Raw genomic sequence first — 23,968 nt, forward strand, 5'->3', positions numbered from 1 at the left:
GCAGGATTACGTACTTGATGTGATCGAAAAAGACGGAAATGGTGAATGACAATCATTCGCCAAAGGTATGATGATGTCACGACCGATTCCGGTACCTCAGATCAACGCGTTCGAGGCAGCGGCGCGACGCCTGAGTTTTTCGCGTGCAGCGGAGGAGTTGAACGTACAGCAACCCGCCATCAGCCGGCATGTCTCGGCATTGGAGGCCGAGCTGGGGCTGAAACTCTTCCTGCGCAGCAAGCCGCGCCTGACCCTGACCAAGGAAGGAGCAATTCTGGCAGAGGCTGTGTCACAGGGATTTGACGCCATACGGAAAGGTTTGGAAACTCTGCGCGCGCATAAAGATGACGGGACAATTATCGTCAGCGCCAGTATCGGATTCACCAGCCTTTACCTGTTGCCTCGACTGGCGGAGTTTCAAAGCCAGTATCCAGACACCAAACTGCAAATCATCACCCGGGATCAAAACGCCGATTTCGACGCCGGTGCATGTGATGCAATCATTCTTTTTGGTCATAGTGGCCTGGAAGGCGCGGCCAGCAGGAAAATCTTTGGGGAAAACATGGTTGCCGTCTGCCATCCCGGTCTTCTGGAAAACGGTCGACCATTCACCCGATCGGAATTGGCCGACCGCAAACTCATTCACTTGTCCGGCCCGGATCACAATGGCGACTGGAAGCGATTTTTCGAGGGAACCGGGATAGACATTCCGAAACCGCCACCACACGACAGCTATCTAAGCTACATGGTTTATCTGCGGGCAATCCAGAACGGTCTGGGCATCGGTATTGGATGGCGCCCTCTGCTGAACGAGTATCTTGTCAACGGCTCACTGGCACTGGCCTGCGAGCACGAAAACAAAACCAACCGAGGGTATTTCTGTTCGGTTACCACATCGGGCGCTGCAAGACCCGGAGCCAGTCACTTTTTGGACTGGATCGGACAGAACGGGCCGTGATCTGTCAAGGATGACCGATCACCGTTGCACTGTTTGCCAGACAAAATAGGCATCTGCCGGCAGTTGAGACCGCAGAGCAACCTGCGATCCCAAAACCGGACTTGCTCAGTAAAAGTGGGGCAGGTTTTTTGCACGCGCGGCACGAACCCAGTTGGGCACGAATGGGACGATCTTGTCCTGCGACGGCACCATCATCTCGATGAAATTTGCACCGGGATTGGCGATGGCGTCTGTCAGCATCGGTTCGATATCCGCCTCGCTTGTTATGCGCGCAGCCTTGAAGCCGAAACCCTCTGCCACCTTGACATAATCGACGCGTCCGAAATCGGTCGACCAGGGTTCGTCAACGTCATCCAGCAATATCGCTTCTCCCCGGATCCAGCCGAATGTATCGTTGCGGGTCAGGATCACCGTGATGTTTTTGCCGCTGCGCTTCAGTGTCTCCATATCTCCGATTACGAACCCAAGGGAACCATCGCCCGTGAAAGAGATGATCGGCCCGTCATTGGCGTAGGCAGCGCCCAAACCTGCCGGAACCGAATACCCCAAAGCCCCCATCGAATAGTTGGTGATGTAACGGCGGCCGGGCTTTCGGAAGGTCAGCAAGGCGGAGGGGTAGATCGCGCTGACACCCGGTTCGGACGTCACCACGGCGTCCTCAGGCATGATCTTGTCCAGAACCTGAGACAGTTTCACCGGTGAGATCGTGCCTTCTGGCATTGGAATGTTCGAGTTGAACACCTTGTTCAGAGCGGTTTGCTTGACCGGGTTCAGATTGATCGGGTCGCGAGAAAGTGCCGTGTATTCCGACCTTAGAATCGCGACCATGTATTCCACGCTGGCGCGAGCGTCGCCAACCAGCCCGACCTTGACCGGGAAATTGTTGCCGACATGTGCCTCGGCAATGTCCAGATGCAGGAAAGTTTTATTTCTGGGGTCACCATAAAGCTTCCAATGATCCGTCGCCGCGCTATCCGTGTTCGAACCAATAAAAAAAATGGTATCCGCATCGAATACGTACTGGTTGGAATATTCCATGCCACCACGGCCTCCGATCACCCGCAGGGCAAGGGGGTGGTCTTCCGGAATTGTTCCCTTGCCCGGGGTGGTGGTGCCAACCGGTATTTGTAACAGCTCAGCCAGCTCCAGAATCGCGTCCGTCGCATTGGAGATCAAGGCGCCCTGCCCGCAGACGATGGCAGGCTTTTTTGCCGCGAGCAGAACATCTATGGCAGCCCGGATCTTGGAGTGATCGGCCACCGGCCGGTGAGCCGGGTAAAAGCTGTAATCCGGTTCGGCATAGAGATCCCCGACCTCAGCTTCTTCGCCAAAGATGTTGATTGGGACACGGATATGTACCGGCGCCGGCCGACCTGAGGTCGCAACACGAAACGCTCGGCGCATCAGGAAGGGGATTTCTTGCGCATTGGTCAGCACAAATGACTCCTTGCAGATGCTGTCGTAAAGTCTGGTCTGATCAACACCGGTCAGCCCATGTTTTTTGTCCTGATTGATTGGGATGTCGGAACTGAAAAAGATTACTGGAACAGAGCTGAGGAAGGCCTCGGTGATGCCAGGGGTACAATGGGTCACGCCCGGACTGGGTGCCTCGAGCACACAAGGCCGACCGGTAATTTTGGCATACGCTTCAGCGGCGAAGGAGGCTGTGCGTTCATCACGGGTTAGCACGAATTCGATGTCGCTGTGCTCGCGCCATTCCTTGTACCATCCTATTGTTGTTTCGCCGGGCAGACCAAACACGTGTTTGACGCCATGAAGCTCAAGCATTTTAAGGATGATCTGTGCGCCGTTCATGCGTTTGGATTCTGAGTTTTCCATTGGTTTGCACCTTTCCGGGGCGAACTGCATACAATTTGGTATGCAGATTTTTCGCAGTTTTTTAGTTAAGCCAGTGGGGTGTCCACGGCGTATTTCTCGAGCATTTCGGGATCGACTTTCACGCCCAGACCAGGACCGGTAGGAACGTGAACCCTTCCGTGTTTGACGGGGAAAGGCTCGGTCAGGATGTCTTCGGCGGCGTAGTAAGTTGCCATGTAGAATTCGCATTGCAGCAGAAGGTCCGGCACCGCCGCCATCAAATGCGCGCCAGCCGCATGGGCAAGTCCGGTTTCAAACATGCAACCGCCGTAGACTTCGATCCCGGCCGCCCTGGCAATTGCCGCAACTTCCAGCGCCCGGCGGATGCCCCCGGATTTCATGATCTTCAGCGAAAAGATGTCTGCGATCCTGTACTGGACACCATAGAGCGCGCCCTTGGGGTCGAACACGCTCTCATCCGCCATGATCGGTGTGTCGATCACATGGGTGATATGGGCCAACACCTCGCGTTCGTGCATCCTGACCGGTTGTTCCACAAATGTCGGGCGGAATGCTTCCAGATCGCGAATACATCGAACTGCATCATAGGCCGGCAAACCCTGGTTATAGTCGATGCGGATATCTACCTCGTCGCCATAGATTTCGCGCAGCTTTTCGCAACGCATCAGGTCGAACTTGTGGTCTGCGAAACCCGTCTTGAACTTGAAGATTCGAACACCGTCTTCCCACATCGCCGCGATGTCATCGAGATCGGCATCAAAATCCGGGTTGGCGACAGAAAAGCTCATGCCCATACTGTCGCGCATTCGGCCGCCGACCAGTTCACTGACCGAAAGGCCGGAGATCTGACCGGTGATGTCCAGCAACGCCATTTCCAGCGCGGCCTTGGCCTCGGGATGACCAACCACCACCTTATCGGCCATGTTCATGTGCTTTTCGACTCGCACCGGATCCTGACCGATCAATTGTGGCCGCAAGTGAACGTGCAGGGCTGCGGCATTGCCCTCGGCGGTTCCGGTAAAAACCGGCCAGGGCGAGGCTTCCCCCCAACCGGTGAGGCCCGTGTCCGTCACGATTTCCACAATCGCTACGTTGATCCCCGCCACATCGCCGCTGCCGTGGGAGTGGACAGCCTTGGCCGGGATCGAAATTCGGTGAACGCGAATTTCCTCTATCTTGTGATCGCTCACACTGGTCTCCATCAAGAATAAGCGGGGTGCGGTTTATTGCGGCCGGACAACCAGAACGCTGCAGGATGCGTAACGAGAAACACGCGCCGCATTCGGGCCGATAAACAGATCCGTCACCGATGGCCGGCTGGCACCGATGACAACAAAGCTGGCGCCGACTTGATCTGCATGCTCAATCAGCTTTTCATAGACCACTCCGCGCAAAACCTGTGCGTTGTGCTCCACCCCGTGCCAGTCAAAGGTCTGGCCATAGCTCTGAAGGTCATCCAGCGCCTCAACTAGCACTTTTTCCCGCATGTCGGCCGGAATGTATTCCTGAACGTAACTGTTCTGCTGATCCGGGATCACAAACACCAGCTCGACCTTGCTGTCATGGGTTCGCGCCAGCGAGATTGCCTCTTTGACAACAAGACTGTCTGCGTCTTTGTGGACCAGATCCACGGCCGCGAGAATAATGCCTTTGGTCATCTTACCGCCCTCTTGATGCCGATTATTCCGAGAAGGGGGCTGGCCGACTAGCGGCCAACCGAGTTTACCATGTTATCCGGCAGATAGGTCGCCAGCTCGGGGAAGCCGATCAGGACGAACACCATCACCACCATGATCAAGAAAAGCGGCAGCGCGGTTTTGGCTATGTACCCCATTTCGTGTCGGGTTATCCCCTGCATGACGAACAGATTGAATCCGATCGGTGGGGTGATCTGTGCCATTTCCACAACCACAACGATGAAGATGCCGAACCAGATCAGATCGATCCCTGCGCCTTCGACCATCGGCTGAACGATCGCCATGGTCAGAACCACCGAGGAAATTCCGTCGAGGAACATGCCCAGCACGATGTAGAACAGCATCAAGGCCAGCAGCAGCGAAAAGCGCGACAGGTTCAGGGCTTCGATGTATTCCGCCAATGCACGCGGCAGACCGGTGAAACCCATGGCCAGTGTCAGAGCAATCGCACCCATCAGGATAAAGGCGATCATCGCCGATGTCCGCGTCGCACCCAGCAGGCTTTCGATAAAGGCTTCCTTGGTCAGCGATCCCTGCAAACCGGCCAGAATGAAGGCGCCGACAACGCCGATGGCCGCGGCTTCGGTCGCAGTGGCAAAACCGCCATACATCGAACCGATGACAACCAGGATCAACAGGATGATCGGGATCAGAAACCGGCTTTCATTCAGCTTTTGACCAAAGGTCATCTTGTCGGCGATCTCCGGCACTTCCTTTGGCCGGATGAACGACCACCCGGCGACATAGGCCATGAACATACCGGCCAGAAAAATACCGGGCAGAATGCCCGCCATGAACAGCTTCGAGATCGATTGCTCGACCGCAACACCGTATACAATCAAAGTCAGCGACGGAGGGATCATAAGACCCAGCGTTGCCGCGCCGGTCAGCGTTCCGATGATCATGTATTCCGGGTACTTGCGCGCCCGAAGCTCCGGGATTGACATCTTCCCAACGGTGGTCAGCGTCGCTGCGGAAGAACCGGAAACAGCCGCGAATATCGTGCATCCGACGATGTTGACATGCACCAGACCGCCTGGCATGCGCTGCATCCATGGGCTGAGACCGCGGAACATATCCTGTGATAATCGACTTCGAAACAGGATTTCACCCATCCAGATGAACAGCGGCAAAGCCGTCAATGTCCAACTGGACGAGCCGGTCCAGATGCGGGTTAGCATTGCGTCGCCCGCAGGGCGGGACGTGAACATTTCAAGGCCCAGATAAGCGACCCCAAACAACGCCAGTGCCACCCAAACGCCAGTTCCTAGCAGAAGAAACAGAGCGAACAGGAAGATGAGTACGAGGTAAACTTGATCCATGACGTCACTCCGCGTGCGCGTCGACCCCAAGGGATCGAATGTTGTCCTTACCCGCGAAGAGGGCGCAGATCAGATTGTCCAAGGCACAGATCGCCAACAGAACCGTGCCGATCACCATTGACATCTGTGGGATCCAGATCGGCCAGGCATCCTGACCCTGGCTGATGTCGTTGAAGCGGTAGCTTTCGTAGGTCAGTTTGATTGCGTAACGCGCGAACAGGAAAGTCAGGTAGCTGGCGATGGCCCAGCACCAGATCTCGCCGTATCTGCGGTATCTCCCCATCACATTGAGCAACAAATTCACCCTGATATGGCTGCCGCTGTTCATGGCGTAGGGCAATGCCAGAAACGACGCCGCCGCCATGCAATACCCAGTGAAATCAGGCCCACCGACAACAATCTCACCGACCCAGCGGGACACCATTTGCATGGAGACGAAACACAGGATCAGGATCAAAAAAACAGCTGCAACGTATCCGGCCCATCGATAGATGGTGTCCAATACAGTGCGCAGAAGACTGAAAAACGTCACGACCACCCTCCTTTATGTGTGCCCCGGCATCGATCCGGCACCGGGGCAATTATCAAGTGGTTGGGTTTATTGGGCCGCTTTGAAGGCGTCGACGATCTGCTTGCCTTGATCACCCGCCGATTCCAGCCATTCGGCAGTCATGGTCTCACCAATGTCACGCAGCTCGGCCGCAAGCGCGTCACCCGCGGGGCCAGTGGTCATCCCGTTTTTCGCCAGTTCGTTCACGGTGAACTCGGTATACTGGATCGAGCGCCAGTCCCCTGCATATTCGGCAAGCACGGCACAGCCGTTCACGACGTTCTTGGTGGCCTCGTCCAGACCGTTCCAGGCGTCCATGTTTACCATCACGTAGTTGCGGGGCATCCATGCGTCCACGCCATAATAATGCGAGAGGCTTTCCCAGACTTTCCGGTCGTAGCCGGTGGACCCCGAAGATACCATCCCCTGTGCGACACCAGTAGCGAAAGCCTGGCTGATTTCGGCGGCTTCGATCTGCACCGGCAGCATTCCGGCCAGCTCGGCCAGACGGGCGCTTGCCGAATTGTAAGCACGGAATTTCAAGCCTTCGGCATCCGCCAACGAGTTCACTTCACGGTCGAAGTAGAGCCCCTGCCCCGGCCACGGAACGGAATACAGAAGATGCAGATTTTGCTCGGCCAACAACTCTGTCAGCGGACCTTTGGCGGCCTCCCAGAGTTTTTCGGAGTCGTCAAACGAAGTTGCAAGAAACGGAACCGAGTCAAATCCGAACAGCGGGTTTTCATTCTGGTGACCGGACAACAGGCGTTCACCAATGTTCACCTGACCGGTCTGAATGGCGCGTTTGATTTCCGCACCGGCATAGAGCGAACCACCGGGATGGGTCTGAATGGTGAGCGCACCACCTGTCCCGATCGTCACGCATTCCGCGAATTCCGCACCTGTTGCCGAGTGAAAGTTGGTGGCCGAATACGCCATTGGCATATCCCAGGTTTCCGCCGACGCAGCAACGCTTGATACGGTGACGACAGCGACGCTGGCGGCGAGCTTGGTAAGTGTGGTTGACATGTTTGGCTCCCTTGTTGCCTTGGTTTTGCTCTGCTGGCAGAGCATTCTTGATTATTCAGTCAGAACCGCATCGGATCATAAGAACTCAGGTCGATATTGGTGCGGTCGTTGGTGATCAGTCCTGCCAGAATCCGGCCCGTCTTGGGCCCGGCAGTAAGACCGATGTGATGATGCCCGAACCCGGCCAGAACGCCGGTTTTTCCAATTTCCCCAATCAGCGGCAGGCTGTCGGACGGAGCCGGGCGATGCCCAAGCCAGCTGGTTTCGCTTTCGAATTTCAGGTTCGGGAAACTCTCCAACACCTTGCGTTTCAAGAGGTCCAGCGGCGCTTTTGACGGCCCCGCTTCAAGACCGCCAAATTCGACCACACCGGCGCATCGCAACCTGCCTTCCATCGGTGTGGCTACGAATTTGCCAGTGGTCACCATCAGCGGGGTCGCCGGGCCGTTTTCTGGTGCGGTAAATTCCATGTGGTAGCCGCGCTCGCTTTCGATCGGCACGGAAATCCCAAGCTTCTTGGCCAGCGGCTTGGACCAGACACCTGTCGCCAGAACGACCTTGGTGCAGGGCAATCTGCCGTCTTTGGTCACAACAGCCGTGACCTGCCCATCGGTCAGCTCAAAATCTACAACTTCTGTCTGGTGAAAAATGGCACCAAGCCTTTCGGCCTCGCCGGCCAATGCAGCGACATAGGCACCCGGATTTCGGCTGAACCCATGATCATGCATTACCGCGAGCAAATTCAAGTTCGGGGATAGGTTGGGCTCGAACTCCCGAACTGCTGAACCTTCCAGAATCTCGGGCTCGAACCCTGCTATCCTGCGCAGCATCCAGGTGTAGTCGTCATCCTCGAACGCCTCCCGCGTCGGGTAGACAAAGCTGTAGTCGCTGGTCTGAATCCACTCCGCCGCCCCAGTATCCTTGGCCAGGGACAAATGTTGTTCGACCGAGTCACTGGTTAGCGGTGTAAGCCCCTTCGCAATGCGCCGCGTATCCTTGTCGTTGGCATTCGACATATACTTCAGAAGCCAGGGCAAAAGGCGCGGCAGGTAGGACCAGCGCAGAAACAAAGGGAAATCTGGATCCAACGCCATCCGCGGGCCTTTGAGCATCAGGCCCGGCGCCGTCACTGGCGCTACGGAACAGGCAGCCAATACGCCGGCATTTCCGTAGGAGGTGGCTTTGGCATCGCCAGGGGGGTTGCGATCAACGATGGTGACATTGACGCCCTTGCGCCGCAGCCAGATGGCCGTCGACACGCCGACGATCCCGGCACCGATAATGACCACTTGTTCGCCGCTGAAGCTCATCATCCCTCACCGTACCCAGAATCATTTGGGCGGGTACTATATTCTGTCCTGTATACAGACTTGTAGGATTCTGTGAAGACAATTGTTTATTTCGCGGCGATCTCTGTTAAATAAGGGCAACTGAGACCAGCCAGAGAGTACGATGTCCAAAACGGAAGGCAGTGTTGAACGGGCCTATGAGGCGCTGCGCAAAATGGCGATTAGTTTCGAATTCAAACCGGGCGAACGGCTGAATGAAACAGCGCTGACAAAACGGCTGGACGTCAGTCGGACGCCGCTGCGCGAAGCGCTTAACCGGCTGGTATCCGAAGGTTTTTTGACATTTGAGCTTGGCAAGGGTTTCTTTTGCAGACCACTGAGCCCCGATAAGGTGTTAGAGCTATACCAGCTGAGATGCGCGCTTGAGACCGAGGCGTTGATCCGCGCAATCGAATCCGCCGCAGAACAGGACATCGACTCGGTTGTGGCCTATCTCGACGAAGTGGAAAATTCCTATTCAACATGTCGTGATTTGGATGAGTTGCTGCGGATGGACGAGGAGTTTCACATCAAACTGGCCTCCCTTTCCGGAAATCAGGAACTGATAAGACTGCTGTTCAATGTTAATGAGCGCATTCGCTACGTCAGGTTTATCAACCTCCGCCTGCTGCAAAGTCGACGTGACAAAGCTGATACTGATCAGGCCTCGATGTCAGCACACAGGGTCATTTTGGACGCCGTCAAAGCGCGGGACAAGGATCGAGCAGTGGCGGCCTTACGCGGCCACATTGAACGGCGCAGCGAACAGACTGTCGAATTGGTCCGTGTCGCCTATTCCCAGCTTTACGTACCGGGTATTTAAACCGGCCTTGGTCTCGAACGGTGTTGCAGTTCCAAAAGGAGTCACCTCAGGAATTGCGCCCGGCCAGACCAAGCAACGGATCATCGAGTTCGCTCGGAAAGCGATCCGGTACCAACGCCTGGTGGAACCATCGAACGAAACTGTAGATTGAAAACACCGGCAGTCCCGTCAACCTGCGAACGTCGGCGGCGTAAGGTGTCATGTTGGTGCATTCCAGAATAATGGCGCCAATTCCTTCGTGCTGTGTCATCAGTTGCCGCGCAGCATCCAGCATATCCTCACGACAGGCTGTAAAGTCGATTTCGGGCGCATCGCCCAGAATATCGCGGGTAAAGACGCGCCCGCCCTCTGTCCCGACGATCGGCGTATCCAGTGGAACATTCGCTGCCTCCAGATGCTCCAGAGTCAGAGTTTCTTTCGAAATGGTCAGAATACCGGGCCGCTTGCCCGGTGGCAGCATGGCTTGCACCATCGGGGTTTGCATCAGGGATGAGGTTGCAACAGGAACAGGGACCGCTTTGGCGAGTTGATCCTGCACGATGGAAAGAAACCCGCAATTTGTGGTGATGCCGTCGCAACCACTTGCGACCAGATCCTGCGCGGCGTCGATGAAAGCATCAACAAGTTCGCGCGCATCGTTGCGCACGACGCGATCCGGCGTCGCGCTGCGCACGATGCGGTATTGTACGGGAAAGGGCCATGTCGTGGCGTTGCCGATATCTCCGGGAATTCTCGGGAACTGAGTTTCAAGCATGAGGATGCCAAGATTGGCGCCATAAACGGTTTTGCCGCCGTGACAGTTGTGCATTGAGGCCCTGCCTTCTTCATCGAAGATTTGTAGACATTTCTGTATACAGTTCTGAACGGAGTCAATCTGAAATCGGCCGCCCTATCGGCCACAGTGAAAACGTGCGGTCAGTCGCGTGTTTTGCCTGTCTCCTTGAGGGCCCGTGCCAGAGCGCTCATTTCCTTGTAAATCGACCCAGCGACCGGGTGCCACGCGCTGACATCGCGGCCTTGTTGGGTCACGACATGTTCATCACCTCTGGACGCAGGCCCCGTCAACGCCTTTTGCGGACCGAATGACATCACATTGTCGGCCGCGCCCTGCAGCAACGACTGATTGAGTTGTTCTGCGATGTGGTCTGGCACCCCGGCTTGAGCCCAAGCCTCGCGTGCAACTGATTGCAGGACAACCGTGAAGTTATTCGCGAAAACGGCGGCTGCATGGTAGAGACTTTTCTCTGCCGACTGGATGTCAAAGCACCGGGCGCCCAGATGCTCAAAAACAGGGCGGACAAACACCTTGGCGTCTTCGTCACCCTCCAATCCGCAAAGAGCACCCTTGAACTGCTCCCTGGCGGTTGCCGGATCAGCAAAGGACATTGCGGGGTGAACACTTGCCAGCCGCCACTGCAAATCTTGCAGAGGAGCCATTTCCGACGCGGGGAAAAAACCACTGCAATGAATGACGACTGCGCCACGTTCCTCCTTTCCTTGTCGCGCTCTGGCGAGGTCAGCAGCGACAGTCCGGATTTGACCGTCGGGCACTGCCAGAATCCATAGATCCGCGCTTTCAAGCTCGTGAAACCCCGAGACTACGTGCCCCGACCCCGCCAATTGCACTGCTTCATTTGCTGATCTGGGGCTTGAGCTCAGAACTGATTGAATTTCACAATTCGGATCGTCGCTCATCAAACTGATCAGCGTTTTTCCGACGCGTCCTGCGCCAATGAGGTTTACTTTGATCCGAGACATTGCGCGGGGCTCCCATTCGGATGGCTCGATTGAAAGAATGCACTAATGGCTGGCCCAGCTTACGTCACTTTGTGCCATCCCGCTCGGCTACAAACGCATTTGCCCAACAACCCGGTCCGGTTATGTCAGATGAGCTGTCGCTTCGATCTCGACCAGAGCTTCATCCTCGACCAAGCCTGCAACGATAATCATCGACATGGCCGGGAAGTGCCTTCCAAATACTTCCCGATACGCCGCACCTACTTCGGCTTGACGGGCGAGGTACTCACTTTTGTCAGTCACAAACCAGGTCAACCGGGTTACGTCAGAAACCTGCCCTCCTGCTTCTTCGACAATGGCCGCAATGTTCAAAAGGGCCTGCTTCATCTGTTCGATGAATCCACCTGGCACGAAGTTCTTGTTGGCATCCCAACCGATCTGGCCGCCGATATGCAGGGTTCCGTCTTTGGTCAGGATACCGTTGGCATACCCTTTGGCGGGCATCCAACCGCTTGGATGGATTGTTTGATGACTCATGACGCTTGGTCCTTGAATTCGGTTAACTTGGTACGGAGTGTTTCCGGCCACGCCGTAGAACGACCGTTTGCGCCGACATGCACAAGCGTGGCTGTCGTGGCAAAGCGCAACTCACCTCCGCAATGTGCGGTCAGTTTGTATTCGACTGAGCTTCGGCCAATCCTAGCAACAACAAGTCGCAGAAACAGGTGATCGCCGTGTCTGCTGGGCGCGGTAAACCGGGTCTCGATCTGCGCCGTGGGCACTCCACCGCTCTGATGCATTTCTTCAAAGGGCGCGTTCAGCACTTCGTCAAAAAACGCTTCGACGCAATCGTTCATCATCTCGAAATATCGGGGATAAAAAACGATCCCGGCCGGGTCGCAGTGTTTGAACAACACTTTCTGTTGAAACTCGAAAGCCATCAAACCCCCACGTATCTTTCGGAAATCTCGGGTGTCAGATCCGCCATGAGACCCGACCAGACAGTTTTGCCGCGCTCCAGAATAACGGCCTTGTCCGAAACGGATGCGAGTTCTTTCAGAGATTTGTCGATCAGCAGAATGGCAACGCTGGTTTCCTGTTTTAGCCGGCGCAGGGCCGCCCAGATTTCTTGCCGTATGATCGGCGCAAGACCTTCAGTCGCTTCGTCCAGAATTAACAAGCGTGGATTGGTCATCAGCGCTCGACCGATCGCCAGCATCTGCTGTTCCCCACCCGACAGAGACGCCGCCCGTTGCCCCTCTCGCTCACCCAGTCTCGGGAACAGCTCCGTCACTTTGGTCATGGTCCAGTCGCCAGGGCGCGCGGCAGCAATCAGGTTTTCGCGCACGGTCAGGTCGGCGAAACAGCGGCGTCCTTCGGGAACGAGGCCAACACCTTTGCGGGCAACCTTGTGACTGGGAAGATCGTGCAGATTCAATCCATCCAGCGTCAGTGTCCCTTCGGACCTGATCATCCGGCAGATCGCTTTGACGGTGGTTGTTTTGCCCATTCCGTTGCGCCCCATCAACGCAGTCACTTCCCCTTCGGTCATGGACAGATCGACACCAAACAATGCCTGACTGACGCCGTATGTGGCTGTGAGGTTCCGGACGGTCAGAAAGCTCATGCCTCGTCCCCCAGATAGGCTTCGCGCACCTCACGGCTGCTGCGGATCTCATCCGCTGTCCCGGTGGCTATGACCTTGCCGTAAACCAGCACGCTGATCCGATCCGCCAAGGCAAAGACCGCATCCATGTCGTGCTCGACCAGCAGGATCGGAGCTTCCGCACGCAACCCATCCAGAAAGCCCGTCAGCCGTTTGGAGCCTTCCGCCCCAAGTCCCGCCATCGGTTCATCCATGATGAAAGCACGCGGCGAAAGCGTCAGGGCAACGGCGACTTCCAACTGTCGTCGTTGCCCGTGGCTGAGATTGGCGCAGCGTGTATCGCGTTCATCTGCAAGGCCAACGCGTTCCAGTGCGGCTTCGGCTCTTTCGCGTAGGGCACAGGTCTTCAGCGCACCACGCCAGAACCGCCAGGCTGCGGCTTCGGCACCCATGGCACCAAGCACCGCGTTTTCCAGAACGGTATCTTCCATGCAAAGGTCAGAAATCTGGAATGTGCGTCCCAACCCGGCACGCGCGCGCGCCTGGGTCGTTGTGTTGGACACGTCCTGCCCACACAGCGTAACACGGCCGGAATCCGGCCTGAGGCCACCACATATCTGTTTGATCAGCGTGGATTTTCCAGCTCCGTTCGGCCCGATAATCGCGTGGATTTCCTGTGGCTTCAGGTCAATCGACACGTCGATCGTTGCCTTGAGCGCACCGAAGCTTTTGTTCAGGCCATGAGTTGCAAGGATCGGTTCAGACATGCGCGCCCTCCTTGCCAGTCAACAAACCCGTCACACCGCCGCGACCAAACAGGACGATGCACAGAAGGATAATGCCCAGGTAAACATGCCAGAACTCTGTCAGCTCACCCAGAAAATGCTCGAGTGCGACAAACACACAGGCACCAATCACCGGCCCCATCAGGCGACCGACCCCGCCGATGATGATCAGAACGATCAGTTCGCCGGACAATTGCCAACTGAACATCGTGGGCGACACAAATCGGTTCAGGTCGGCAAATAATGCTCCTGCGAGCCCGGTGATCGCGCCCGAGATGATAAAGGCCACTAACTTCAGGCGCATCGGGTTCAGTCCAACGGTCTCGACCCGCGCGTTGGTTTGACGAGCCGCGTTCAAAGCCAGACCGAAAGGTGACGTCTGAAGCCGCGCAAAAAGGAAAAGCACAATGCACAGCAGGGCGAAGCAGATGCCGAAGAACTGGATCGGAACCAGCGTGTTCAATCCCGGAAAGCTGTTGCGGACATAGATTGAAAGCCCGTCTTCGCCGCCATATTGCGCCCATGAGATCGCGAAGTAAAAGAACATCTGACCAAATGCGAGCGTGATCATGATGAAGTACACGCCGGACGTTCGCAGCGACAGCAGGCCGATGAAGAATGCAACAATCGCCGACAGTATCATCGCAACAAGCCAGATGACCGGCATTGAATTGGTGCCATCAGTCTCAAAGAGCCCAAGATCCAGCGCCGTGTAGGTCTGCGCATGATAGGCAAGGATGCCCATCGCATAACCGCCTATCCCAAAGAAAACGGCGTGCCCAAAGCTGACCATTCCGCCAATGCCCAGTATGAGATTCAATCCAACCGCCGCCAATGCAAGGATCACCGCACGGGTCACCAGCGTGATTGTGAATGGCTCGTCCATAACCAGCGCCAAAAGCGGCAGCGCAAGAAGACCCAGCAGCACGACGGTGTTGATATGTCGTTCATCTAGCCTCATGCGCGCGCTCCGAACAAGCCGGTGGGACGCCAGATCAGGACCAATCCCATCAGGATGTAGATTCCCATGGATGCGATGGCCGCGCCGCTTTTCTGGGCCGCGCCTGTGTCCATGAACAGTTTGAACAGTTCGGGCAGGAACACACCGCCCAGCGTGTCGGTCAACCCGACCAGAAGCGCCCCGATGAAAGCCCCCCGGATCGAGCCGATGCCGCCAATAACAATGACGACAAAGGCCAGGATCAGCACCGGCTCACCCATGCCGACCTGAACCGATTGAATCGCGCCGACCAGCGCCCCTGCCAAACCGGCAAGCGCGGCGCCGAGAGCAAAAACAAGTGTATAGAGTTTGGAGATATCGACACCCAATGCGGCGATCATCTCGCGATCATTTTCGCCCGCGCGTATCTGAATCCCAATTCGGGTACGTTCGATAAGCAGCCAAAGCCCGCCCGCAACCGCCATCCCGATCAGGATAAGGGTCAGGCGATACAGCGGGTATTCGATCCCGCCGGGCAAAGTCACGGGGCCGGACAGGGCCTCTGGTATGTTCAGAAACAGGGGAAAGGATCCAAATACCCAACGCGTGCCCTCTGAAAAGATCAGGATCAGGGCAAAGGTTGCAAGAACCTGATCCAGGTGCGCGGCATCATAGAGCCGCCGAATGACCACCATTTCGATGATCGCGCCTGCCAGTGCGGCAGCCGCAAGCGCCGCAACAAGCCCCAGAAAGAAAGAGCCTGTCGCACCTGCTACAGCCGCCGCAGCAAAAGCCCCGACCATGTAAAGCGAGCCATGGGCCAGGTTGATCAGCCCCATGACACCGAAGATCAGCGTCAGGCCGGCAGCCATCAAAAAGAGCATAACGCCGAATTGCAGTCCGTTGAGGATCTGCTCGATAATCAGGATCGAGGACATGAAAACTCCGGGTAGCTGCCTGCCTACGTGGTCGAAGGCAGGCAGTGATCGATCACATTTTGCAGTCAGCCGCGTAGGCGTCCGAATGACCTTCCAGCGCCGTGCCGATGATCTTGTTGGTGAAGACGTCGCCTTCCTTGATCACTTCACGCGCATAGATCGTCTGCACCGGGTGGTGGTTCGGACCGAAGGCGAAATCCCCGCGCGTGCTGTTGAAATCAGCGGCCCTCAGCGCCTCGCGGAAGGCGTCGGCATCCGACGGATCGGCTTTCTCAAGCGCCGACAACAGCAGGTTTGCGGTGTCGAACCCCTGGCTCGCATAAAGCGAAGGCAGGCGACCGTATTCGGCCTGGAAGCTTTCGACAAAAGCCGCGTTGGTCGGGTTGTCGATGTCCTTGTTCCACTGCGAGGTGTTCACAACGCCAAGTGCTGCATCACCTACCGCCTGCAGGATGCCCTGATCGAAACTGAAAGCAGGCCCAACGACCGGAAGGTCGATGCCGCTGTCAGCGTATTGCTTGAGGAACGAAATCCCCATGCCGCCGGGCAGGAAGAAGAACACGCTGTCCGCATCGCTCGCCCTGATCTGAGCGATTTCTGCCGCATAGTCGGTCTGACCCAGCTTGGTATAGACCTCGCCTGCCAGATCGCCCTTGAAAAACCGCTTGTAGCCGGTCAGCGCGTCAGTGCCGGCGGGGTAATTCGGTGCCATGATAAAGGTCTTCTTGTACCCTGTATCATTGGCATAGGCCCCTGCGGCCTCGTGCAGATTGTCGTTCTGCCACGCCACGTTGAAATAGTTCTGATGGCAGCCTTTACCCGCAAGTGGCGAAGGTCCGGCGTTGGGCGACAGGTAGAAGACATTCTGGTTGACCGCCGCCGGAACGACCGCCATCGCAAGGTTGGACCAGATGATCCCGGTCATCACATCAACGCGCTCGGACTGAATCATTTTGTCCGAAAGCTGGACGGCGATGTCGGGTTTGCGCTGGTCGTCTTCGATTACGACTTCGATGTCATCACGACCGGATTGTGCGATCGCCAGCATGAAACCATCACGAACGTCAATTCCAAGACCCGCGCCGCCACCGGACAACGTGGTGATCATCCCGACCTTGACCTCGGCCAATGCGCCTGTCGCGCAGAGGGCCGATGCCGCAGCGGCCAATAGCAATTTATTCATGTGTTTCTCCCTTGTTGGTCTTTTCTATTTCATACAAGACTCGGGCGTTCTGCACACCCGTTCGAGACCCATTCTCGGACGAAATCTCAGGCACATCACCGCGCACCTCCGGAAGAGGTCCTCAGCTTGAATCGTTGCACTTTTCCGGTCGGTGTTTTGGGAAGGGTCTGGCAGAAGCGAACTGAACGGGGATACTTGTAAGGCGCAATGACGGATTTGACGTGATCCTGAAGGGCCTTGACTGTCTCGTCCGACGCTTCGGCATTTTCAGTCAGAACCACATGCGCTTCGACGATGTTACCCCGCTTCTCATCCGGTGCTCCGATTACAGCACATTCAGCGACGGCCTCGTGCGATAAAAGGGCCGCTTCGACCTCCGGCCCGGCGATGTTGTATCCCGACGAAAGGATCATATCGTCATTGCGGGCCGCAAAATGGAAGCGACCATCGGCATCTTTGAAAAAACTGTCGCCGGTAATATTCCATCCATCCGTCACATAATCCGCCTGACGTTCGTCGTTCAGGTAACGACAACCGGTGGGACCCCGCACGACCAGCCTGCCAACCTCATTTATCTCGGCCTCGGATCCATCGTCTCGCAATACTTTCGCCTCGTAGCCTGCGACAGGTTTTCCGGTGCAGGCGGGCCGATGATCATCGAACCTGTTCGATATGAAGATATGAAGCAGCTCGGTCGCACCGATACCGTCAAGCATCGGTTTGCCGGTCCGCTCGATCCAATCGTCGTAGATGGGCTTGGGCAAGGTTTCCCCGGCCGAAACCGCGGCGCGCAGGCTGGACAGATCAGCGCCCTCGTCCATTGCCTGCAGCATCACGCGATAGGCAGTCGGCGCCGTAAAGCAGACCGTCGCCTTATACTTCTCGATGATCTCGATCATGCCCGGAGGCGATGCCTGTTCCAGCAATGTTGCAGTCGCGCCAAATCGCAAGGGAAACACGGCAAGCCCGCCAAGACCAAAGGTGAAGGCAAGGGGTGGAGATCCCACGAAGACATCCTCCGGCGTCACCCCCAGAACTTCGCGCGCGTAGCCGTCGGCGATGATCAACAGGTCACGGTGAAAATGCATCGTTGCCTTGGGTTCACCGGTCGAGCCCGAGGTGAACCCCAACAGAGCCACATCATCGCGTCCGGTCTGGACGCAATCGAATTTCACCGGTTTTTCAAGCGCCAGTCGATCAAGCTCGGCCTCGTGATTGGAAGTACCGTCAAAACTGATCACTCTGGTCAGAAATCGACTGTCCTTGGCGCAAAGGTCCATTTCTTCCATCAAGCGCGTATCGCAGAGGGCAAACTGGATTTCGGCCTTGTCGACATACTTGGTCAACTCACCCGCGCGCAGCATCGGCATGGTATTGACCACAACCGCACCAACCTTTGTCGCCGCCAGCCAGCACGCAACCATGGCCGGGTTATTGGCGGACCGGATCAGCACGCGATTGCCGGGTTTGACCCCAAGATCTTCGACCAGCACATGGGCCAGACGGTTGGTCCAATCGGTAAGTTCTTTGTAGGTCCGTTGCCGTCCGTTGCCGATCAGTGCGGTGTTGTCGCCAAACCCTTTCCCGACCATTGCATCCGTCAGCTCATATCCAGCGTTAAGAAGTTCCGGATACTCGAACCCTTCAAGCAGGAAATCGGGCCATTGGTCGACCGGGGGCAGACTATCGCGCGCAAACGTATCGGTATGAGCTGACTGGCTAAGCACTACAAACCTCCCTGATGGGCCATCATGGCCTGTCGGGCGATGATGACCTTTTGCACATCCGACGCGCCCTCGTAGATGCGAAGGGCTCGGATTTCGCGATAGAGCGTTTCGACGGCGGTTCCGGACCGAACCCCGTCACCTCCAAAAAGCTGAACCGCTTTGTCGATGACCTTTTGCGCCTGATCGGTCGAAAACAGTTTGGCCATGGCCGCCTCTCGCGAAACGCGGGCTGCACCACTGTCCTTCGTCCATGCTGCGCGGTAAACCAGCAAGGCACTTGCATCGATATCCAGCGCCATTTCGGCGATGTGGCCCTGCACCATTTGCAGATCGAACAACGGCGCGCCCTGGACGTGCCGATCAGCAACACGCGACAAGGCCTCATCCATTGCGCGACGCGCAAAGCCGAGGGCGGCAGCCGCGACCGTGGAGCGGAATACGTCCAACACCGACATGGCAATCTTGAACCCAGCCCCGGGCGCCCCAATCATGGCCGATGCCGGTACGCGGACTTCATCAAAGCGCAGCGTCGCAAGTGGATGAGGCGCAATGGTATCGAGCCGCTCGGCCACTTCGAAACCCGGCAGATCAGGTGTCACTACAAACGCCGAAAGCCCCTTTGCGCCAGGTGCTTCGCCGGTGCGGGCAAAGAGTGTGTAGACATCGGCAATACCGCCGTTTGAAATCCAGGTCTTTTCGCCACTCAGGACAAACTGGTCGCCATCGCGGGTCGCTGTCATGGTCGAGTTTGCCACATCCGACCCCGATTGGGGCTCGGTCAGGGCAAATGCCGAAATCGCCTCACCGCTTCGCGTGAGAGGTAACCATGCGGATTTTTGCGCCTCTGATCCAAACAGGGAAAGCGCACCTGTGCCCAATCCCTGCATCGCAAATGAGAAATCGGCCAACCCATCATGGCGCGCCAAAATCTCGCGAGACAGGCACAGCGTGCGCACATCCAAAGCACCGGATTCGTTTGCTGTTGGTTGCAAGATACCTGCGGCGCCCAGTTCCTTAACCAGCACACGGCACGCCGCGTCGGTGTCCGAGTGATCAATCGCGATCCCCTGCGCCACCTCTTCGACCCGTCTGGCCCAGTCACGGTGACGGTCTTCAAAAAATGGCCACGAAAGAAAGATTTGATCCGCCATCAGTCGCCCTCGAACACCGGCTTTTCTTTGGCGACGAAGGCGTTGTAGGCCCGTTCAAAGTCGCCGGTCTGCATGCAGATGGCCTGTGCCTGCGCCTCGGCCTCGATCGCCTGTTCGATCGACATGGACCATTCCTGCGCAAGCATGGTTTTGGTCATCATGTGCGCGAAATTTGGACCCGCAGCGATGCGGCGCGCCATTTTTTGCGCCTCGGCATCCAACTGAATGGCTTCGACCACCAGGTTATAAAATCCCCAGGCGGAACCCTCTTCCGCACTCATGGATCTGCCGGTGTAAAGCAGCTCGGCCGCGCGCCCCTGTCCGATGATACGAGGCAGGATGGCGCAGGCTCCCATATCGCACCCTGCAAGCCCGACGCGGGTAAAGAGGAACGCACATTTGGCCTCGGGCGTCGCGATGCGCAGGTCCGAGGCCATTGCGATGATCGCCCCTGCCCCGACGCAGACACCATCCACTGCCGCAATAACCGGTTTACCGCAGTTCACGATCGCCTTGACCAGATCCCCGGTCATTCGCGTGAACGCCAATAGGTCTTTCATATTCATGCGCGTCAAAGGGCCGATAATATCGTGCACGTCCCCGCCCGAACTGAAATTTCCACCGTTTGAGGCAAACACCACAGCGTCTACGTCATCTGCATAGACCAGATCCCGAAACCAGTCGCGAAGCTCTGCGTAACTGTCGAAGGTCAGAGGGTTCTTGCGATCCGGCCGGTCCAGCCTGACGGTTGCCACGCGGTCGCTGATCTCGCACCGGAAATGTTTGACGTCACTTCGCATCGGAAACCTCTGGCAAGCTGAATTCTGTGGTAATCGCGCGGGCTTCTTCCGCAGAGAAATGACCCAACAACTCGTTGATCCACGCCTCATGGGCTGCTGCCTGACGCGCGAATTCCTCGCGTCCTTTTTGGGTCAACAAGACGCGATGCGCGCGCCTGTCGCCCGGCACGGCCATCCGAACCAGTAGTCCGTCATCCGCAAGGCGATCCACGATCCCGGTGACATTGCCATTCGATACCCGCAACACACCCGAGATTTCACTCATCTTCAATCCGTCTTCAAAGCGGGATAATGCCGCCATGACATCAAATCTGGGCAGGGTCGTTTTGAACTGATCGCGAAAATTCTCGCGCAACGTCGCCTCGATGAACCGCGTGGTCTTGAGCAACCGCAGCCACAAGCGCAGCCTTTCCTTCGAAGCATCCTCCAGCGGCATCTGAGCAAGATTCTGGCTCATATCTCGCCTCCTGAAATGCTGAGCGTGTGCCCGTTTACGGATTTTGCGGCATCTGAGCACAACCACATCACAGCACTTGTCACTTCGCCCGGTTGAATAAAGCGACGCTGAGGGTTGCCCTGATGCAGCGTTGCTGCTGCCTGATCCGGGTTCATTCCCGTTTTCTCGACAATAGTATTGATCGAACGTTCCAGCATGGGCGTTTCTATGAATCCCGGGCAGACGGCATTGACCGTCACACCTGTTTTGGCCAACTCAATTGCAAGTGATCGGGTAAGTCCAACCACCCCATGTTTTGCGGCGCAATAGCCGGATACGTATTGGTAGCCCTTCAATCCTGCCGTCGATGCGACAGCAACCAGCCGCCCGTTGCCCGCATCCAGCATGTCCGGCAGCGCGGCCTGCCAAACATTGAAGACACCAATCAGGTTGACCTCAATCATCACGCGCAGGTCGTCCGACGTCATTTTATGAAACGGAGTCGTCGTTGCTGCCCCTGCATTTGCGATCACGGCGGTGATAGGTCCCCGGTCCGCGCGCGCCGTTTCAAACGCAGATTTCACCTGCCCCGCATCCGTCACGTCGCAGACCTCGTAGGGTAATGACTGGGTCCTTAGCGTTGCCTCGGTCCGACCCAGTATCGTGACGGCCGATCCGTTCTTGTCAAAGCTTTGCGCGATGTCTGCCCCAACACCGGTTCCCCCGCCAGAGATCACAACATGGCTCATACCTTGCCCACCATTTCTGCTTCGCGATCCGCAAGGCGCCAGGCCTGATCACGACCAGCTTCGTAGGGTTTGGGCCACGCTTCCTGCCGATCGCCAAGCGCCGTGGCCGCATGCAATGTCCAATAGGGATCACTCAGATGTGGGCGTGCCAGACAAACCAGATCCGCTCGACCCGCCATAAGGATCGAATTCACGTGGTCCGGCTCGTAGATATTGCCGACTGCCATCGTTTTGATGCCGCGCTCATTGCGGATGCGGTCCGAGAAGGGCGTCTGGAACATGCGGCCATAAACAGGTTTGGCCAGCGTCGACGTTTGACCCGCTGAAACATCAATGATGTCCGCACCGGCAGCCTCGAACATCGTCGCAATTTCGACGGCGTCTTCTGCGGTCACTCCTTCATCTCCAGCCCAATCGCTGGCCGAAATGCGCACGGACATCGGTTTTTCCTTGGGCCAGACGGCACGCATTGCGGCAAAAACTTCCAAAGGATAGCGCATACGGTTTTCCAGGCTGCCTCCGTATTCGTCATCGCGCCGGTTCGAAAGCGGCGAGATGAAGGACGAGATCAGATAGCCGTGGGCCGCGTGCAGCTCGATCATGTCAAATCCTGCGCGATCGGCCATTTCAGCCGCTGCTGCAAACTCGGCTGTCACGGCATCCATATCACTGCGGTCCATGGCCTTGGGCACAGCGTTTTTGTCCGTCCATGGGATCGCGGAGGCCGACAACAACGGCCAATTGCCCGAGATCAATGGCTCGTCCATCCCTTCCCAGCCAACCCGGGTTGATCCCTTGCGACCCGCATGACCAATCTGACAACAGATTTTTGCATCCGTTTCCGAATGCACAAACGTCGTCAGCCGTTGCCACGCGGCTTCATGATCCGGAGCGTAAAGCCCAGGACAACCCGGCGTAATTCGCCCGTCCGCCGAGACACAGGTCATTTCAGTATAGATCAGGCCGGCACCACCTTTGGCTCGTTCGCCATAGTGGATCAGATGCCAGTCGGTCGGACAGCCATCGACCGCCTTGTATTGCGCCATGGGTGAAACAACGATCCGGTTCTTCAGCCGCATGTCTCGCAGGTGGAACGGTGCGAACATCGGTGCGCGGGCAGGACCGTTCACACGTTCTCCTGCCTGTTCCATAAACCAGGCCTCGGCGCTTCCCAGCCAGTTGGCATCCCGTTCGCGTAAATTTTCGTGGCTGATCCGCTGCGACCGAGTCAACATTGAGTAGTTCAATTGAACCGGATCGAGATCGAGGTAACGCTCTACATCCTCGAACCACTCCAAAGAATTCCGGGCCGCCGATTGCAAGCGCAGAACCTCCAGACGGCGTTCATCCTCGTACCGGGAAAACGCCGCTTCGAGCGTGTCCTCCCCAACAATATATTCGGCCAATGCAATGGCACTTTCCATCGCAAGCTTGCTGCCTGAGCCGATTGAAAAATGCGCGGTCGCCGCCGCATCGCCGAGAAGAACCACGTTCTTGTGGCTCCACTTTTCACACAACACCCGCGGGAACCTGAGCCAAGCAGAGCCGCGAATGTGGTTGGCATTGGTCATCAGATTGTGACCACCCAGATGTTCCTTAAAAATCTCCTCGCAAACGGCAATCGACTCCTGCTGGCTCATGTCGCCAAAGCCATAGGCGTCAAAAGTCTCTTGCGTGCACTCCACGATGAAGGTCGCCGTGTCCGGATCGAACTGATAGGCATGCGCCCAAACCCAACCCTTGTCTGTGTTTTCAAAGATAAAGGTAAACGCATCATCAAATTTCTGATGCGTTCCCAGCCACACGAACTGGCACAAACGTTGATCGATATCGGGCTTGAAGACGTCGGCAAATTCCATCCGCGTCTTCGAATTCAGGCCATCGGCACCGATAACAACATCGAAGTCATCCATGTACACTGAAGTCGCCTCGACTTCGGTCTCAAAACGCATGTCCACGCCCAACTGACGCGCCCGCTCCTGCAGGATCAACAGCAACTTCCTGCGTCCGATGCCACAGAATCCATGTCCGCTCGATACGGTTCGCCGACCTTTGTGGACAAGCGCCACATCATCCCAATACGCAAAGTTGTTGCGGATGGTTTCAGCGCTGACGGGATCGTTCCGCCGAAGGTTGCCCAGCGTTTCGTCCGACAGGACCACACCCCAGCCAAACGTGTCATCAGCGCGGTTGCGCTCGAACACAACGACCTCTGCCTCAGGATCGCGAAGCTTCATCGAAATCCCAAAATAGAGACCGGCCGGGCCACCACCGAGACATGCAATGCGCATTGCTGGCGTTCTCCTATCAGTGTCGCTGACAGGAACGGTAGACCGAGTCGATTAACGCTTCAAGTTAAAATATTTTGTG

Annotated in this window: 24 protein-coding genes; 2 read left to right on the forward strand and 22 right to left on the reverse strand. The window is 56.8% G+C overall.

Translation table 11 applies throughout. The features are described 5' to 3' along the window. The first annotated feature begins 73 nt into the window (after positions 1-73). Positions 74-958, forward strand: a complete 885-nt coding sequence (locus tag AC2TEL_RS12360) for a LysR substrate-binding domain-containing protein (protein WP_480862317.1) — start codon at positions 74-76, stop codon at positions 956-958. Between the two features lie 105 nt (positions 959-1,063). Here AC2TEL_RS12360 and AC2TEL_RS12365 read toward each other — a convergent pair whose 3' ends face one another. The 7 genes from AC2TEL_RS12365 to AC2TEL_RS12395 form a co-directional block, all read right to left on the reverse strand. Next, positions 1,064-2,797 carry a thiamine pyrophosphate-binding protein gene (locus tag AC2TEL_RS12365; RefSeq protein ID WP_480841876.1) on the reverse strand — a complete coding sequence of 578 codons (1,734 nt, stop codon included), beginning with the start codon at positions 2,795-2,797 and terminating at the stop codon, positions 1,064-1,066. 65 nt (positions 2,798-2,862) lie between these two features. Then, on the reverse strand, positions 2,863-3,987 hold the full coding sequence (locus AC2TEL_RS12370; protein ID WP_480862319.1) for an enolase C-terminal domain-like protein: 1,125 nt from the start codon (positions 3,985-3,987) through the stop codon (positions 2,863-2,865). 33 nt (positions 3,988-4,020) lie between these two features. Further along, positions 4,021-4,455: a universal stress protein gene (locus tag AC2TEL_RS12375; protein ID WP_480862321.1), complete on the reverse strand. Its 435-nt coding sequence runs from the start codon at positions 4,453-4,455 to the stop codon at positions 4,021-4,023. A 47-nt stretch (positions 4,456-4,502) separates the two neighbouring features. Continuing rightward, positions 4,503-5,816 (reverse strand): TRAP transporter large permease, encoded by a 1,314-nt coding sequence (locus AC2TEL_RS12380; protein WP_480841882.1) that lies wholly within the window; start codon positions 5,814-5,816, stop codon positions 4,503-4,505. 4 nt (positions 5,817-5,820) lie between these two features. Next, on the reverse strand, positions 5,821-6,348 hold the full coding sequence (locus tag AC2TEL_RS12385; protein WP_480841884.1) for a TRAP transporter small permease: 528 nt from the start codon (positions 6,346-6,348) through the stop codon (positions 5,821-5,823). Between the two features lie 66 nt (positions 6,349-6,414). Continuing rightward, on the reverse strand, positions 6,415-7,395 hold the full coding sequence (locus tag AC2TEL_RS12390; protein WP_480841886.1) for a TRAP transporter substrate-binding protein: 981 nt from the start codon (positions 7,393-7,395) through the stop codon (positions 6,415-6,417). Positions 7,396-7,454: 59 nt separating this feature from the next. Beyond that, complete coding sequence (locus AC2TEL_RS12395) at positions 7,455-8,705, reverse strand: NAD(P)/FAD-dependent oxidoreductase (protein WP_480862323.1); 1,251 nt, start codon at positions 8,703-8,705, stop codon at positions 7,455-7,457. Positions 8,706-8,847: 142 nt separating this feature from the next. On the opposite strand from AC2TEL_RS12395, the gene AC2TEL_RS12400 reads away from it, so the two are divergent. After that, on the forward strand, positions 8,848-9,546 hold the full coding sequence (locus AC2TEL_RS12400) for a GntR family transcriptional regulator (protein WP_480841890.1): 699 nt from the start codon (positions 8,848-8,850) through the stop codon (positions 9,544-9,546). A 46-nt stretch (positions 9,547-9,592) separates the two neighbouring features. On the opposite strand, the gene AC2TEL_RS12405 is transcribed toward AC2TEL_RS12400, so the two are convergent. The 15 genes from AC2TEL_RS12405 to AC2TEL_RS12475 form a co-directional block, all read right to left on the reverse strand. Further along, on the reverse strand, positions 9,593-10,354 hold the full coding sequence (locus AC2TEL_RS12405; RefSeq protein ID WP_480841892.1) for an aspartate/glutamate racemase family protein: 762 nt from the start codon (positions 10,352-10,354) through the stop codon (positions 9,593-9,595). A gap of 107 nt (positions 10,355-10,461) precedes the next feature. Further along, positions 10,462-11,304 carry a Rossmann-like and DUF2520 domain-containing protein gene (locus AC2TEL_RS12410; protein ID WP_480862325.1) on the reverse strand — a complete coding sequence of 281 codons (843 nt, stop codon included), beginning with the start codon at positions 11,302-11,304 and terminating at the stop codon, positions 10,462-10,464. Positions 11,305-11,424: 120 nt separating this feature from the next. Continuing rightward, a complete protein-coding gene (locus AC2TEL_RS12415) occupies positions 11,425-11,820 on the reverse strand; it encodes a RidA family protein (RefSeq protein ID WP_480862327.1) in 396 nt (131 codons plus the stop codon). Beyond that, entirely contained in the window at positions 11,817-12,224 is a 408-nt protein-coding gene (locus AC2TEL_RS12420; RefSeq protein ID WP_480904254.1) for an acyl-CoA thioesterase, read from the reverse strand. Before AC2TEL_RS12420 ends, AC2TEL_RS12415 begins: the two co-directional genes overlap by 4 nt. Beyond that, positions 12,224-12,910 (reverse strand): ABC transporter ATP-binding protein, encoded by a 687-nt coding sequence (locus AC2TEL_RS12425; RefSeq protein ID WP_480904257.1) that lies wholly within the window; start codon positions 12,908-12,910, stop codon positions 12,224-12,226. Before AC2TEL_RS12425 ends, AC2TEL_RS12420 begins: the two co-directional genes overlap by 1 nt. Next, positions 12,907-13,656 (reverse strand): ABC transporter ATP-binding protein, encoded by a 750-nt coding sequence (locus tag AC2TEL_RS12430; RefSeq protein WP_480841902.1) that lies wholly within the window; start codon positions 13,654-13,656, stop codon positions 12,907-12,909. The genes AC2TEL_RS12425 and AC2TEL_RS12430 overlap by 4 nt, the downstream gene beginning before the upstream one ends. Continuing rightward, on the reverse strand, positions 13,649-14,635 hold the full coding sequence (locus tag AC2TEL_RS12435) for a branched-chain amino acid ABC transporter permease (protein WP_480862332.1): 987 nt from the start codon (positions 14,633-14,635) through the stop codon (positions 13,649-13,651). Before AC2TEL_RS12435 ends, AC2TEL_RS12430 begins: the two co-directional genes overlap by 8 nt. Beyond that, positions 14,632-15,552: a branched-chain amino acid ABC transporter permease gene (locus AC2TEL_RS12440; protein ID WP_480841906.1), complete on the reverse strand. Its 921-nt coding sequence runs from the start codon at positions 15,550-15,552 to the stop codon at positions 14,632-14,634. The genes AC2TEL_RS12435 and AC2TEL_RS12440 overlap by 4 nt, the downstream gene beginning before the upstream one ends. Before the next feature lie 52 nt (positions 15,553-15,604). Beyond that, positions 15,605-16,735, reverse strand: a complete 1,131-nt coding sequence (locus AC2TEL_RS12445; RefSeq protein WP_480862334.1) for an ABC transporter substrate-binding protein — start codon at positions 16,733-16,735, stop codon at positions 15,605-15,607. A gap of 95 nt (positions 16,736-16,830) precedes the next feature. Continuing rightward, positions 16,831-18,462, reverse strand: coding sequence for an AMP-binding protein (locus AC2TEL_RS12450; RefSeq protein WP_480904260.1), 1,632 nt, complete (start codon positions 18,460-18,462; stop codon positions 16,831-16,833). Then, complete coding sequence (locus AC2TEL_RS12455) at positions 18,462-19,613, reverse strand: acyl-CoA dehydrogenase family protein (RefSeq protein WP_480841912.1); 1,152 nt, start codon at positions 19,611-19,613, stop codon at positions 18,462-18,464. The genes AC2TEL_RS12450 and AC2TEL_RS12455 overlap by 1 nt, the downstream gene beginning before the upstream one ends. Next, positions 19,613-20,413, reverse strand: coding sequence for an enoyl-CoA hydratase family protein (locus AC2TEL_RS12460; RefSeq protein WP_480841914.1), 801 nt, complete (start codon positions 20,411-20,413; stop codon positions 19,613-19,615). The genes AC2TEL_RS12455 and AC2TEL_RS12460 overlap by 1 nt, the downstream gene beginning before the upstream one ends. Continuing rightward, positions 20,403-20,870, reverse strand: a complete 468-nt coding sequence (locus AC2TEL_RS12465) for a MarR family winged helix-turn-helix transcriptional regulator (protein ID WP_480904263.1) — start codon at positions 20,868-20,870, stop codon at positions 20,403-20,405. Before AC2TEL_RS12465 ends, AC2TEL_RS12460 begins: the two co-directional genes overlap by 11 nt. Next, entirely contained in the window at positions 20,867-21,598 is a 732-nt protein-coding gene (locus AC2TEL_RS12470) for an SDR family NAD(P)-dependent oxidoreductase (RefSeq protein ID WP_480841918.1), read from the reverse strand. The genes AC2TEL_RS12465 and AC2TEL_RS12470 overlap by 4 nt, the downstream gene beginning before the upstream one ends. Beyond that, on the reverse strand, positions 21,595-23,889 hold the full coding sequence (locus AC2TEL_RS12475) for a bifunctional salicylyl-CoA 5-hydroxylase/oxidoreductase (RefSeq protein ID WP_480904265.1): 2,295 nt from the start codon (positions 23,887-23,889) through the stop codon (positions 21,595-21,597). Before AC2TEL_RS12475 ends, AC2TEL_RS12470 begins: the two co-directional genes overlap by 4 nt. Positions 23,890-23,968: the final 79 nt, after the last annotated feature.

The organism is Ruegeria sp. HKCCD9138 (assembly GCF_057220975.1).

What these genes read in the sequence shown, in the direction of transcription:
- AC2TEL_RS12360 (WP_480862317.1), top strand. Translation starts at nt 74, where the DNA reads ATGTCACGACCGATTCCGGTACCTCAGATCAACGCGTTCGAGGCAGCG.
- AC2TEL_RS12365 (WP_480841876.1), bottom strand. Translation starts at nt 2,797, where the DNA reads ATGGAAAACTCAGAATCCAAACGCATGAACGGCGCACAGATCATCCTT.
- AC2TEL_RS12375 (WP_480862321.1), bottom strand. Translation starts at nt 4,455, where the DNA reads ATGACCAAAGGCATTATTCTCGCGGCCGTGGATCTGGTCCACAAAGAC.
- AC2TEL_RS12380 (WP_480841882.1), bottom strand. Translation starts at nt 5,816, where the DNA reads ATGGATCAAGTTTACCTCGTACTCATCTTCCTGTTCGCTCTGTTTCTT.
- AC2TEL_RS12390 (WP_480841886.1), bottom strand. Translation starts at nt 7,395, where the DNA reads ATGTCAACCACACTTACCAAGCTCGCCGCCAGCGTCGCTGTCGTCACC.
- AC2TEL_RS12395 (WP_480862323.1), bottom strand. Translation starts at nt 8,705, where the DNA reads ATGAGCTTCAGCGGCGAACAAGTGGTCATTATCGGTGCCGGGATCGTC.
- AC2TEL_RS12400 (WP_480841890.1), top strand. Translation starts at nt 8,848, where the DNA reads ATGTCCAAAACGGAAGGCAGTGTTGAACGGGCCTATGAGGCGCTGCGC.
- AC2TEL_RS12405 (WP_480841892.1), bottom strand. Translation starts at nt 10,354, where the DNA reads ATGCACAACTGTCACGGCGGCAAAACCGTTTATGGCGCCAATCTTGGC.
- AC2TEL_RS12410 (WP_480862325.1), bottom strand. Translation starts at nt 11,304, where the DNA reads ATGTCTCGGATCAAAGTAAACCTCATTGGCGCAGGACGCGTCGGAAAA.
- AC2TEL_RS12415 (WP_480862327.1), bottom strand. Translation starts at nt 11,820, where the DNA reads ATGAGTCATCAAACAATCCATCCAAGCGGTTGGATGCCCGCCAAAGGG.
- AC2TEL_RS12420 (WP_480904254.1), bottom strand. Translation starts at nt 12,224, where the DNA reads ATGGCTTTCGAGTTTCAACAGAAAGTGTTGTTCAAACACTGCGACCCG.
- AC2TEL_RS12425 (WP_480904257.1), bottom strand. Translation starts at nt 12,910, where the DNA reads ATGAGCTTTCTGACCGTCCGGAACCTCACAGCCACATACGGCGTCAGT.
- AC2TEL_RS12430 (WP_480841902.1), bottom strand. Translation starts at nt 13,656, where the DNA reads ATGTCTGAACCGATCCTTGCAACTCATGGCCTGAACAAAAGCTTCGGT.
- AC2TEL_RS12435 (WP_480862332.1), bottom strand. Translation starts at nt 14,635, where the DNA reads ATGAGGCTAGATGAACGACATATCAACACCGTCGTGCTGCTGGGTCTT.
- AC2TEL_RS12440 (WP_480841906.1), bottom strand. Translation starts at nt 15,552, where the DNA reads ATGTCCTCGATCCTGATTATCGAGCAGATCCTCAACGGACTGCAATTC.
- AC2TEL_RS12445 (WP_480862334.1), bottom strand. Translation starts at nt 16,735, where the DNA reads ATGAATAAATTGCTATTGGCCGCTGCGGCATCGGCCCTCTGCGCGACA.
- AC2TEL_RS12455 (WP_480841912.1), bottom strand. Translation starts at nt 19,613, where the DNA reads ATGGCGGATCAAATCTTTCTTTCGTGGCCATTTTTTGAAGACCGTCAC.
- AC2TEL_RS12460 (WP_480841914.1), bottom strand. Translation starts at nt 20,413, where the DNA reads ATGCGAAGTGACGTCAAACATTTCCGGTGCGAGATCAGCGACCGCGTG.
- AC2TEL_RS12465 (WP_480904263.1), bottom strand. Translation starts at nt 20,870, where the DNA reads ATGAGCCAGAATCTTGCTCAGATGCCGCTGGAGGATGCTTCGAAGGAA.
- AC2TEL_RS12470 (WP_480841918.1), bottom strand. Translation starts at nt 21,598, where the DNA reads ATGAGCCATGTTGTGATCTCTGGCGGGGGAACCGGTGTTGGGGCAGAC.
- AC2TEL_RS12475 (WP_480904265.1), bottom strand. Translation starts at nt 23,889, where the DNA reads ATGCGCATTGCATGTCTCGGTGGTGGCCCGGCCGGTCTCTATTTTGGG.